This window comes from Dissulfurimicrobium hydrothermale, assembly GCF_022026155.1.
GTDB classification, from domain to species: Bacteria; Desulfobacterota; Dissulfuribacteria; order Dissulfuribacterales; family Sh68; genus Dissulfurimicrobium; species Dissulfurimicrobium hydrothermale.
In genome coordinates this window covers 1,479,100-1,492,173 of record NZ_CP085041.1, presented here as the reverse complement: position 1 = coordinate 1,492,173, position 13,074 = coordinate 1,479,100, and the positions used below count along the sequence as shown (strand labels likewise).

The 13,074-nt window shown below is 46.9% G+C and carries 9 protein-coding genes; 4 read left to right on the top strand and 5 right to left on the bottom strand.

Going from position 1 to position 13,074, the window contains the following annotated elements:
- The first annotated feature begins 153 nt into the window (after window positions 1-153).
- Window positions 154-1,209: a (4Fe-4S)-binding protein gene (locus LGS26_RS07165; RefSeq protein WP_237888204.1), complete on the top strand. Its 1,056-nt coding sequence runs from the start codon at window positions 154-156 to the stop codon at window positions 1,207-1,209.
- Between the two features lie 29 nt (window positions 1,210-1,238).
- Here LGS26_RS07165 and LGS26_RS07160 read toward each other — a convergent pair whose 3' ends face one another.
- Together LGS26_RS07160 and LGS26_RS07155 are read right to left on the bottom strand one after the other, a co-directional pair.
- The gene (locus tag LGS26_RS07160) at window positions 1,239-2,204 is read right to left on the bottom strand and encodes an RluA family pseudouridine synthase (protein WP_237888203.1); all 966 of its coding nucleotides are present in this window, start codon (window positions 2,202-2,204) and stop codon (window positions 1,239-1,241) included.
- Window positions 2,194-2,706, bottom strand: coding sequence for a CarD family transcriptional regulator (locus LGS26_RS07155; RefSeq protein ID WP_237888202.1), 513 nt, complete (start codon window positions 2,704-2,706; stop codon window positions 2,194-2,196). The genes LGS26_RS07160 and LGS26_RS07155 overlap by 11 nt, the downstream gene beginning before the upstream one ends.
- Before the next feature lie 228 nt (window positions 2,707-2,934).
- Between LGS26_RS07155 and LGS26_RS07150 the strand changes: the two genes are divergently transcribed.
- The 3 genes from LGS26_RS07150 to LGS26_RS07140 all read left to right on the top strand — a co-directional run bounded on the left by LGS26_RS07150 (window position 2,935) and on the right by LGS26_RS07140 (window position 10,535).
- On the top strand, window positions 2,935-7,515 hold the full coding sequence (locus LGS26_RS07150) for a glutamate synthase-related protein (protein ID WP_237888201.1): 4,581 nt from the start codon (window positions 2,935-2,937) through the stop codon (window positions 7,513-7,515).
- 264 nt (window positions 7,516-7,779) lie between these two features.
- A complete protein-coding gene (locus LGS26_RS07145) occupies window positions 7,780-8,856 on the top strand; it encodes a D-alanyl-D-alanine carboxypeptidase family protein (RefSeq protein ID WP_237888200.1) in 1,077 nt (358 codons plus the stop codon).
- Window positions 8,857-8,891: 35 nt separating this feature from the next.
- Complete coding sequence (locus LGS26_RS07140) at window positions 8,892-10,535, top strand: hypothetical protein (protein WP_237888199.1); 1,644 nt, start codon at window positions 8,892-8,894, stop codon at window positions 10,533-10,535.
- A gap of 7 nt (window positions 10,536-10,542) precedes the next feature.
- On the opposite strand, the gene acpS is transcribed toward LGS26_RS07140, so the two are convergent.
- From acpS to LGS26_RS07125, 3 genes are read right to left on the bottom strand one after another with little or no spacing between them, the layout of a single operon-like run.
- Window positions 10,543-10,950: a holo-ACP synthase gene (acpS, locus tag LGS26_RS07135; RefSeq protein WP_237888198.1), complete on the bottom strand. Its 408-nt coding sequence runs from the start codon at window positions 10,948-10,950 to the stop codon at window positions 10,543-10,545.
- Window positions 10,925-12,100, bottom strand: a complete 1,176-nt coding sequence (locus tag LGS26_RS07130; RefSeq protein WP_237888197.1) for a pyridoxine 5'-phosphate synthase — start codon at window positions 12,098-12,100, stop codon at window positions 10,925-10,927. The genes acpS and LGS26_RS07130 overlap by 26 nt, the downstream gene beginning before the upstream one ends.
- A gap of 19 nt (window positions 12,101-12,119) precedes the next feature.
- The gene (locus LGS26_RS07125; protein WP_237889902.1) at window positions 12,120-13,061 is read right to left on the bottom strand and encodes a PhoH family protein; all 942 of its coding nucleotides are present in this window, start codon (window positions 13,059-13,061) and stop codon (window positions 12,120-12,122) included.
- Between the last annotated feature and the right edge of the window lie 13 nt (window positions 13,062-13,074).

Sequence of the window (13,074 nt, the reverse complement as noted above, 5' to 3'; positions counted from 1 at the left end):
ATACTTTCTGGATTATTTGGCCCCCAAGATCCCAAAAAAAATTGCGCAATATTTCTCTCATGGGGCGTCTGGTGGCCGTTTTTGGTGCTGAGCTGGTTTTTTCTAGGGCGAATGTGGTGCGGGTTTTGTCCGTTCCCAGGTCTGGGACGTATTGTGCAAAGACTTGGGTTTACGTTTTGCAGGCCTGTTCCGAAATCATTTGAAAAATATGGAATATATTGGGCCATAGGACTCTTTGCGGTTATTATATGGCTAGAAGAGAGTACTGGAATCAAGGATTCCCCAAGGGCAACTGCATTTTTGATACTCTTTATCCTCATGGGGGCTACTATCAGCTCTGTCTTTTTCCCGCTCCAGGCCTGGTGTAGATATCTTTGTCCGATGGGGAGAATGACAGGGGCAGCGGCCACCTTCTCCCTTATTGAATTCAGACCTGATCATGAAAAATGCAAGGGGTGCGGCACATTTGCATGCAAGCGCGGGCGGGATGGGATGCGCGGTTGTCCTGTCTATCTAGGGGCGTTTGCCGTAAGAAACAACTTAGATTGCCTGGTATGCGGCCATTGTGTTGCCATGTGCGATAGAGATTCCCCTAGACTCAATCTAAGGAGCCCGTTTTCAGAATTGATTCTAAATAAGGGGAGGTTTATAACCTGTTCATTTATTATCCCTTTTTTAATGGGCTCTCAGCTTGCACGTTTTATATTTCATGGATTTGATGTGGAGATATGGTGTCAAAAGACAGCTATTTGTAATATGGGCATTTTTTCATCCCTGTTGATCGTCGGTTTTTTGTATGCCATGGCCTTTGTCAGGATAGGGGCACATACATTCGGTGTCACAGAAGATGAAGTATTTGGCAGGTTTTCACCCATGATTCCCATATTTGTACCTATGGCCTTTGCCGGAGAGCTTATTTACAGACTCAACTATTCACTTTCCAACGCCCCAGACTTTTTCCCTACACTTGGCAGACAATTTGGCATCGGCCCGCTACTTTTATTGACGTTCTATATCCCTGAATGGTTTTTTCGGTTTATTGATTCATTTATTATGGCTTCCAGTGCCGTCGCCGCCCTTTATGTACTCTACAGATTCGCAAATGACGACTTTCATGGTATGGTAGGCAGATCTGGATATGCTGTCACTCAAGCCCTTATAATCATCATGGCGGCAAGCTATTTTTGCGTACTTCCGATCTGGAGATAGAAAATACTGGACGACCCGTCTTGGCCTTGTTAACAGGCCATTCCATTGAGGGCCTCGATGACACGGATCATATCCTCTGGGATGCCGCTGGTCCATTCCATCTCTTTTTTTGTGGCTGGATGTATGAGCCCGAGTCTCGATGAATGGAGCATCTGTCTTGGGATCGTGATAGACCTGCCGGCTGCCTTAAGTGTAAGCCGACCTCCATAAAGGCAGTCGCCAAGCAATGGGTGACCTATATGCGCCATATGCACCCTGATCTGATGTGTCCTTCCGGTGCGGATATCCACTGACAAAAGACTTGCGCCTGGGAGTGATTTCTCTAACGTCCATATTGTAACCGCGCGCCTACCGTTTTTTGTAAATACAGACATCTTTTTTCTTTCTCTGGGATGACGTCCTATGGGGAGATCTATAGTGCCGGTCTCCTCACGTATCTTTCCGTGCACAATTGCCATATAGGTCTTTTTTATGAGCCCTGCCTTGAATTGTTCTATGAGCGCCCAATGACTTTGATCGTTTTTAGCGGCGACCATGAGCCCTGAAGTATCCTTGTCAAGTCTGTGTACTATACCGGGCCTTATCTTTCCTCCAATACCTGACAAGTCGCGGCAATGGTGCATAAGTGCGTGTACAAGTGTCTCTTTTTCCTTGCCAGCCCCTGGGTGCACCACTATGCCAGCCGGTTTGTTGATGACTATTATGGAGTTATCCTCATAGAGGATTTCAATTGGGATCGGCAATGGCTCAATCAGGATGTCTTCAGATGGCGGGATGGATATGTCTATTATAAAACCAGCTTTGAGCCTCATGCTTGGGCTGGCGTTGTCTGTACCGCGTATTTTTATTCGGCCGGTTTCTATGAGCCTTTGGATCCTTGTCCTTGAAAGCCCAATATCTTTTGATGCAAGATATTTATCGAGCCTCTCGCCCTCTGACCCTTTTTCAACTTTGATTTCAAAGTCGGTATCTGTAGCCGGGTTGTTATGATCCAAGCCCTACTGTCTGTGCGGTCTCTGGCACAAAAATAGATTCTATGCTTTGAGCGATCTCTTCTTCGGTCTTGCCTTTGGCTACAGAGAGTTCCTTTATCAGAAGGCCCTTGGCTGTATCCATCATCTTTTTTTCTCCAAAGGATAGTGGTTTGTCCGATTGTAGGAGATATAGGTCTCTCAGCACAGCGGCAAGCTCGAATATAGATCCAGTCTTTATCTTTTCCATATATTCCCTATAGCGCCTGTTCCATGTCTGCGGGGTGAACTCTATATCCTTGTTTTGTAATATCGTATAGACTTGGTCAGCGTCATCGCCTGATATAATACATCTCAGTCCGACTTGACACGCATTTTTCTTTGGTATCATAATCTTCATATCGTTTTCAAGGATCCGCATAATATAAAAGGTATTTTCCATGCCAGCTATGAATTTTTGCTCAATTGCCTCTATTACTCCTACCCCATGGGCAGGATATACTGCAAGGTCGCCTATATTGAACATTGAAATCCCCCCTAGAGTAATTAATTAATTTTTTTATTTTAACATAAAAATAGCAAAAAGGAAACTTTATATTATTAGAAATTTCCCCTTGGCACATCCTTGACAAGAGTATAAGTTAATCCTCCAATTGAAGCAGCTTGGGTTTCATGACATTTTATTAAATAATATAATTAGTTCTGATCAAATAAAAAATCATCAAGGCTATAAAAGAAAAGGATCCGACAAGACATGAGCGTTGAGACAAAGACCATGGAAGAAAAAGATGCCTGTGCAATCATCGCCTATGTAAATAAACGAGGCAACAGTACCCACGCTAATATCGTAAAGACTATTGATGCCCTCAAGAAGATGGGCCACCGCTCCGGGGATATAAACGGGGAGGGCGACGGCTGTGGCATCATGATAGATATCCCAAGAGAGCTTTGGGCAAAACGGCTTGAAGAACACGGACTCAGCATGCACCTTGCCTGGAGCAGCGCCTTTTGTGTAGGTCATATCTTGATACCTGTGAGGTCAAAGGGCCAAGCTGACGATCTCAAGTCAAAGGCGAGAGAGATAATGGAATCAAAAGGCCTCAAGCTTATCGCTGAGATTGAAGGTAATACAAGAGACCATGAACTTGGCCCAAGGGCGAGGCTTGAATCACCGATCTTCTGGCAGGTGGCTGGACTCATGTCCAACGACAATAAAGGCGATACCGCAAGGGGTCTCTTCAGCCTTCAGATGGAAATTGGCACGCAGCTCCCTGAGCTCTACGTAGCATCTTTGAGTCGACACAGCGTGGTCTATGTCCTGAGGGGGCTACCCGAGCTCCTTCCCAAGGTATTCCCGGATTTAATGGATGAGAAGACACGTTCAATCATATGTCTTGGTCACAGCCGTTATTCCACAAATACCCTATCGATTGTTGAGCGCGTCCAGCCCTTTTCAATCCTCGGGCACAACGGTGAGATAAACACCATAGAAAAACTGAGAAGTACCGGAAAATTGCTTGGTATACCTCCTGTTCCTGGCGGTAGCGATTCGCAGGATCTCAATCGGATCATAGAGGGGCTCATAAGTCTATACGACTTTGATCTTGCAGAGGCGCTTGAGATGGTATTTCCGCCGGTCCATACCGAGACGGCGCATTATTCGGATGATCTAAGGCGTCTCTATGATTTTTACCGATGGTTCTTTCCGTGTTCAGCGCAAGGGCCAGCGGCTGTAGTTGCACGTTACGGTGATATATGTTTGGGTAGCGTCGATGCCCTTGGTCTCAGACCTCTCTGGTTTGGAGAAAGCGATTATGACTATTTCCTGTCCTCGGAAAAAGGGGTTGTTGATCTTGCAAACACCATGGATGACCCGAGGCCGCTTGCACCAGGTGAAAAGATAGCGATCATCTCTGGCAGGGGAAAGAGGGCTGAGGTGCTGAACTATGGAATGCTGCAAAAAAGGCTCTTTAAACTTCTAGATTGTAGGAAAAAGGTATTTTCCGTCACAGATTATCTATATGCATCACTCCCTGATTCAAAAGCCTATGTCGGACATAAGCCGGGCAGTTGGTGGGTAGCAGGTGGGAGCTACTGTAATGCAAAGCTCGAAGATCTCTCATCCGTCAGGTACCTTGCTGCACTTGGGTGGAACAGATATGACATGGATACCTGCGTCAAAATGGCTGCCGAGGGCAAGGACGTCATAGGCTCAATGGGTCATCAGGGGCCGCTTGCAGCTTTGATGCCCGAGGATGCACTGCCCAACATCTCTGAGTTTTTCAAGGAAAACGTGGCGGTTGTGACCAACCCTGCCATAGACAGAGAGCGCGAGGCCGAACACTTCAGCACCCAGGTAATACTGGGAGACCGTCCTGATGCATATGGCGGAGGCTATCCTACACCTATAGGCCTCAAGCTAGGCAGCCCGCTTCTCTTGAGCCGCCATGGCCTTAAAGACCTAATCGGCGAAGACGATCTTGATATGCTGTGCAAGTCCCTGGATATTACAGCCATGGAGGATGTATTGAATTTCTTTACAGGTCAAAACCTTGATAGGGCCAGGGTGGCGGTGCTTGACTCGACCTTTATTCCAGGGCAAGATGGTTTAAGGTTAAGGCTTGCCAATCTGTGCAGAGATGCGTGCGAAGCCGTAAGGGCAGGTGCCGTGGTGCTTGTCTTGGATGATTCCATGAATTTTACAAATGGGCATGTATTTATAGATCCTGCCTTGACTGTAGCCCGCATAGCCAAGGTTCTGGCGGATCAAGGCCTAAGAAGGAGATGTAGTATTATAGTTAATTCCGCCGCGATCAGAAACCTCCACGATATCATGTTTCTTTTGGGTCTCGGCGCTGACGCCTTAAATCCGTATTTGTTGTGGCGCATGGCTTGCAAGGGTTCCGACGGCAGACATACCGCTACAAAACTCCTTTCAAATCTCATAGGCGTACTTCAAAAAGGGATAGAAAAGGTCATGTCTACCATGGGCATACATGAGCTGTGCGGCTACGGTAGGATATTTGCTTCGATCGGACTTAACGCTGAACTTTCGGAGCTTTTTGGGACGCCGAGCTTCTGTTCTTCTGAAGATATTGGCCTTAGTTATGAAAGACTTGAAGATATGGCCAGACGTCGCTATGCCAGGGCGACAGCCCCTGAAGAAGGGGTCCTGTATCAGGATCAAGCCAAGAATCCGAAGGTGGGCAGGATATTGAGGGAGGTAGCCGTTGGCAAGGCCGGTTATCTTGAGATGTCCGAGGGAGTCGGCAGGATATTCAACGAAAGTCCTGTTGCCATAAGGCATGTTATCTCTATCAAGGAGACCGCGCCTGACCATAGACTTACCATGGAAGAGGTCGACATAACAATCGGCAGGCATTCCATGCCTATATTGATCTCTGCTATGTCTTTTGGTTCCCAAGGAGAGAATTCCTTCAGGGCATATGCTGAAGCGGCAAAGAGAACTAATATTATTTGTCTTAATGGTGAAGGTGGTGAGATACCAGATATGCTGGGCCGTTATCGTGAAAACAGGGGTCAACAGATAGCATCCGGCAGATTTGGCGTTTATATGGGTTTTTTAAACTCGGCAGCCTATCTTGAGATAAAGATCGGTCAAGGGGCAAAGCCTGGCGAGGGTGGACACCTTCCCGGCGCAAAGGTGTCTGAGATAGTGGCAAAGGCCAGACATTGCAACCCTGGCATCGCCCTCATTTCTCCATCCAACCACCATGACATCTATTCAATCGAGGACCTGGCCCAGATAATTACTGAATTGAAGACCGCCAATCCAGATGCGCAGGTCTCGGTGAAGATCCCTGTGACAAGCGGCGTTGGAACTATAGCGGTTGGTATAGCCAAGGCCGGGGCCGATGTTATAAATTTGAGCGGTTTTGAAGGGGGGACAGGGGCTGCCAGGGAACACGCCAAGAGATATGCAGGTCTGCCTGTTGAGATAGGTGTGAGCGAGGCCAACCGCGCTCTTGTGGAATCCGGGCTAAGAGATCATGTAGAGATATGGTGTGACGGCGGCATAAGGTGTGGTATGGATGTTGTAAAGATGATCCTTCTCGGTGCAAACCGCGTGGGCATGGGAACGGTGGCCCTTATGGGTGTCGGTTGCATAAGCTGTCAGCGCTGCCATCTTGACAGATGCCCGCGCGGTATCTCTACCCAACTTCGAACCAAGGAAGATGCTGAGGCAAAGGGGGTGAAGGGTTTCACCCCACGCCAGGTAGATGAAGAGGCCGAGAATCTTTCGAGGCTCTTAAACGCCATTGGGGATGAAATCCGCATGCTTGTGGCCAAGATGGGCGAAAGGCGGCTTCAAGACCTTGTAGGCCGCACAGACCTCTTGAGGCAAGATCGTTTTAACGATGTGATAGATGTAAAGAGTCTCCTGGTAAAGCCTGTATATTCCGGACCCGATGACAAATCTCATGGATTGATGCGGATAAGAAGGCCGCTAAATCACCTTACAAAACTCATAAGTGACCTTGCAATGGAGCAATTCGAGAAGGGCAAGAAAGAGGTCGATTTTATGGACGAGCATGTTCGAAGTACAGATAGGGCCATAGGGACTTATCTTGCGGGGGCCATAGTTAGACGCTTTGGAGATCATAGTGATTACAAGGCGGTCCTCCATCTTGACTCCTCCGTGCCTGGAAACGGCCTTTCCGCATTCAACATCGCAAATATCGACACGATAGTTGAAGGCGGATCGCAAGACGGTGCGGCCAAGGGCAGCATCGGCGGCCTTCTTGCCGTTCTTAAGGGTCTCAATTGCCTGGGCAAAAGGATCGACGGTTCAACAGGAAAGAGTTTGGCTTACGGTGCAATAAAAGGCCTGTTTATCATCCAGAATTATGCCGATTCAAGGGCGTGCGTTCGTATGTCCGGGGCCGATGCGGTCTTTGGCGCGCGCATAGTAGAGAGAGTGCGCGATGAAGAGGGCAATATAGCCACTAGGTCGCATCTTAAGGGATTCGCCTTTGAATACATGACAGGCGGGAGGGTGGTTGTACTGGGGGATCCAGGCCCATGGATATGCGCAGGCATGACAGGCGGCGTGGTTTATCAATGCCTCTATCCGGAATTCGGCTTTACAGTTGATTCCTTGAAGCGAAGGCTCGCCAGAGGTGCTGATGTTATATTGAAGGCGATTGATTCCAAAGGGCTGGCCGATGTTGACGAGCTCTTGGGTCATTATATAATGAAGCTTAAAGAGACCTTGCAGGAAGAGGAGGCGTTAGCGGTGGCCGGTCTCCTTAAAGAAGCCGAGGAGAGGTTTGTCATGATTCTCCCGAAGACCGTCAAGATGATGGCCCAGTAAGATTTTATTTGAAATACTTGGTAGTATTTAAATTGATCTCATGTTGTTTAAACGATTAAACAACTACAAAATATAAATTTGTTCATCTTGAATCTTTCTGAAGAGGAGGCGCGGATGCAAGAGAATCCAAGATGTTCCAACAGAGGGGTCGGAGGGTTTTTCCATGTTTTTTGGTGGGGTATCGTTACTGCCTGCTGTTGTTTAGTAGGTCATGGCCTGGCCTTTGCATATGAACCTTATGTAAGCGCAAAGGCCGCTGTTGTCATGGATGCAGAAAGCGGCGAGATCTTGTATGCCAAGAATCCATATCTCAAACTCCCGCCGGCCAGCACGACAAAAATTGTAACAACCTTGGTTGCCCTTGATCATCTAAAGCTGAACGACACAGCAGTTGCCGACTATATAGCCGCTGGAGTTGAACCGTCAAAACTGGGGCTCCATCCCGGCGACAGGATGACGGTGAAAGATCTCCTTTACAGTGTCATGCTTAAATCGGCCAATGATGCAAGCGTGGTGGTGGCTGAAAGGGTTGCCGGTTCAGTCAAGAGGTTTGCGGAGATGATGAACGAAAAGGCCGGCGAGCTCGGTGCGGTTGATACCCATTTCAGCAATCCGAACGGTCTTCCTGCACCAAATCACTACACTACAGCATATGATCTTGCCGTGATGTTCGACAAGGCCGAAGAAAATCCAATATTCGCTAAAATAACAAAAACAAAATTTACTTCGGTAAAGATAGTTCGTCCATCAGGACGAAGCAAGAAGTTATATATTCAAAACCATAATAAACTACTCTGGTCATTTGAAGGCACAGAAGGCGGCAAGACAGGATATACCAGAGAGGCGATGCATTGTTTTGCAGGTATGGTAAAATATGGCGATAGAAAGCTTGTAGTGAGCATGCTTGGCTCAAAAGATAATTGGGAAGATGTTAGAAGATTGTTAAATTATGGTTTTGCCTCTTTACAACATGATCAAAAATCCATCGATGTAGCTTTTGAACGCAATAAACCAATTAAACATGCAATAAGAATTAAACATGCAATACATAAAAAACGCATATTGATAGCAAAAAACAAATTAAAAAAGCAAAGCAAAAAAAGAAATATAACAAAGAAAGAGTTTAAGACATATACTATTCAAGTTGCAGCCTTTAAAAAGGCGGTCAATGCCAAAAAATTAAAAAAATATCTTGCAAAAGATGGATTTAATACAACTTTAAAAAATAGAGATAATCTATATAGAGTAGTTATAAAGGAACAAGGGACACCAAGAAAAATAAAACACATACTAACAATAGTTGAAAATAAATATGATGTAAAACCGATGTTGTTGAATTAAGGTTATTATCAAAAGGATATTTGTGAATAGGATAGATGGATATTGATTTACCTTATACATGTGTAAAACCAGATGGTTCTTTCTTGTGTCTTTTACATTCTCCGTCTTTTACTGTAAAAAATTTGAGAAAGAACAAGATATTGATGCGGATAGGTAGTCTTGCTGAAGGTGGCGTTGAGGTCGATAATTCGGTTAATTTCCCGTCCGACGATCTCGAGATAATCGGGGCTGAGGAGGTCTATGAGGTCCCAAATCCATTTCCGTTTTGGGGCGCTACCTATATCCTGAAGCCGCAGGCCGATAACAGAACATTAACTATGGAGAGCTTTAGATTCAGGCATGGGGTAGGGCAAAAAGAAGACCGGTCGCGTATTTTGGCTGACCTGCTGAAAGGACGGCTCAAAGACAAAAACGGCAGACCTTATAGGCTCTCTGATCTCCCGAGGACAATTCTGCTCGCCCTCGCACAGACAAGCAAAGATGCAGATGTTCTGAAGGCGATAGCAGAAATCTCTTGCGATATGGAATTTGATTCCAACAAGGAGCCATGTGGGCTTTGCTATTTAGAAGATGCAAACGGGAATCAGCGTCCGCTCATCAAAGACTATGAACTCTTCGACGTGGTGGCGAATAACGAGGCGCTTCCTAATGATTATAAAAAGGCCATGGTGCTGAATCCAGGCGTTCAGGGTCCAAATCCCATAGTAGGCGAATATGGCCCTGAAGGCGAGACGCACGTATGGGAATACATGAGGGCCAATAGCTATATTCCATGGGGGCATTATGCATCAAATATGGCCCACGACAGTATCAGATACAGCATAGAAAGACTCAAGCATGAAGACATCATCGGCCTCAGGGCGCTCTATTACCAGCGTATATACGTCCAGCTTGCCGTCTCGCTCGGCATCCCGCTGTCTGGTTATAAAGATCTGTCTTTTGAAACCCTGGAGGGGCTGAGATCAATGCTCTATTCTGCTGTTAAGAAAATGATGATGACAGGTAAAGATATCCCCTTCAATGCTACGCTTTGGGGCTGGAACTACGGTTTCGATTTTTCACCGTCAGGATACAGGCTTCATGCCTCGCATCAGCAGATACACCAGCAATTCGCCCTGATACCAAAGGACGCCGTTGCAACATGCGGTGAAGGCAGATTCCCAACTTATACCATCGGTGACCAGGCGGCAAGGTTTGCAGCCCATTACCGCAGATATTATAATATTTCTTTTTTTGATGCCTATATCAATGCGATATATTCAAACAAGAGGCTCGACTTTCGGGATGATCTTCCGAAAAGTCTTGTCATATATGAAGATGAACATGTCATCGTGCATACGCCCAAGGCCCAGCGTTCACAGGGCGAGGTGCAGATAATGACAAAGGTGAGGGCTGGAAATATCCTTGAGGCCGATGCAGGGACTAGGAAATCCCTTGACGCCGCTATCTATCTGGTCATGAAAGGTCTTCATCGCCTTGGGGCGGAGATGATTACATGTTATGAGGTCTCAAAGAGGTTTGACAATCCAGACCCCGACCAGCGGCTTTTTTATTGTTTCCTGCCGCGGCACCCCCAATCGCCAGGGGCGTTCAGCGAACGTCAAGGACGCTGGGTGACCGGTCACTATCCTGAGGATTTTGCCGAGGTATTCAGGCAGACGGTGAAGGATCTCGCCTGACCGCTTCTTAAGTCTCTGCCACGACCATCGCTACACCATAAGCTGCTTCATGACTTAAACTTACATGCCACAGACTTGCACCCAACTCTTGCGATATTTTGAAGGCCGAACCGGTTAGGTTTAACATGGGTTTGCCAGACGCCAAATGTGTTATAGATACATCGCGCCACCCCATAGTCTTGCCGATACCCACACCGAGCGCCTTTGAACATGCCTCCTTGGCTGCAAAACAAAGGGCGAGACCCTGATAGGGATCCTTGCGCCCGAGATAATATTCAAGCTCATCTTCAGTGAAGATGCGAGAGGTGAAACGCCCTCCCCAGCGAAGCACAGCCCTTTTTATTCTTGGTATGTGGACGATATCAACGCCTATACCGATGATCATGGCATCAGGCCAAATGGCCGCGTTTGACAATTGAGAGCATCTCTTTTACGGCCTTTTCGAGGCCAACGAGTACAGCCCGTGCTATGATCGAGTGACCGATGCTGAATTCAGCTATTTCACTCAATTGGCATAATCTGGCCGTGTTTCTGTAGTTAAGGCCGTGGCCGGCATGGACCCTTAATCCAACATCATAAGCAAACCTAGCTGCATTCGCGATACGTTCAAATTCTCGTTCTTCGGTCTCATGATCAGGTGCGTCAGCATATCTCCCTGTATGGATTTCAACGCATTCCGCCCTTGTCCTCTGTGCAGCCTCAATCTGTCTTTTTTCAGGTTCGATAAACAGACTTACCGGTATATTTGCATCATGTAACCTGGATACAGCCCTTTCCAAATCGTCTTCAAGCCTGACGACATCCAGGCCACCCTCTGTAGTGAGCTCTTGTCTCTTTTCGGGAACGAGCGTTACAATATCGGGCTTAATCTCAGAGGCAATCCCTATCATCTCATCCGTCGCCGCCATTTCAAGCGTAAGCCGCGTCTTTATGACCTCGCGCAATATCCGTACATCCCTGTCTTTTATGTGCCTTCTGTCCTCACGAAGGTGCACAACGACTCCATCCGCGCCTGCAAGTTCAACAATGCCAGCTGCCATTATCGGATCAGGTTCGGTTATGCCCCTTGCCTCCCTTATTGTAGCGATATGATCAATATTTATACAAAGATCAGCCATCCTTTTCTCCTTGATCAAAATATCTCTGAGCTCACGCTCTTTATTTCTCATGCGTTCCGCATGGGCCTCGCCTAATTCATGATCTTCCCCTAATATGTGCGCAAGTCCATGGATCAAGAGATCAATAAGCCTCTCGTCAAGGCTGACGCCCATCTCTACAGCCTCCCTGGCTGCAGCATCTATAGATACCACTATATCTCCCATAAGCCCAACCTGATGCTGGGCCGCAGCGCCGTCAGCCTGGCCGAACGAGATCACATTCGTCGGCCATGACCTATCGAACCATTCCTTGTTAATGGCGATTATACCTTTGTCTCCGGTTAATAGGATGCTCAGTTCGGCATCTTTTTTGCCGATGCCCCTCATGAGGATGGAGAGCGACCGTTTTATAAGGACTAGGTTGAAGCCATTTGCATTGTCATGTTCTATCCGTATCAATACCGCCATTTATTTTATTCCCTTCAACTTAAACACAGTTTTCTCCGCGGTATTGGGCGTGGCAGCGCCTTTCTTTTCTTTCGTATGCCTCGATGATTTGACTTACCAGCCTGTGCCTCACCACGTCGTTTTTAGTGAATTGGATGAATGCGATGCCATCTATCCCACTTAATATCTCTTGTGTTTCTATCAGCCCTGACAACTGTTTTTCTGGCAGGTCTATCTGGGTTATGTCGCCGGTGACCACGGCCTTTGAATGAAAACCAAGTCTTGTAAGAAACATCTTCATCTGCTCAGAGGTGGTGTTTTGGGCCTCGTCTAATATTACAAAGGCATCGTTTAATGTCCTGCCTCGCATAAAGGCAAGCGGGGCGACCTCAATCACCTGTCGCTCTATCAAATTCAATACCTTTTCAAAAGATAACATGTCATATAGGGCATCATATAAGGGTCTAAGATATGGATTGACCTTTTCTGCAAGATCACCTGGGAGGAAACCTAGTTTTTCGCCGGCTTCAACAGCCGGTCTGGTCAATATGATCCTTTTGACCTTATCTCTCAGCAAAAATGATACGGCCATAGCCATTGCAAGATATGTCTTTCCTGTCCCAGCAGGACCTATGCCGAAGACTATATCATGCGTACGTATGGCCTCTGTGTATAGACTTTGATTGAGGCTCTTTGGCGTGATGACACGTTTGCCCGAACTGATGAAAAGCTTGTCCTGGAATATCGTCTTCAGGCCAGCATCAGGGTTTTCCGTCAAGATGCGTAAGGCGAATTCAACATCCTTGGGATATAGGGAATAGCCTGACTTCACCAGATCATATAGCTCCATACATGCCCTGTCAGCAAGTTCGATGTCCATCTGTTCACCCGTGAGCGTAACCTGATTACCCCTTACACTTATAGCTACATGGAGTGTATTTTCTATAACCTTTAAGTTTTTCCCGTGCTCTCCATACAACATTAGGGCAAGTTCG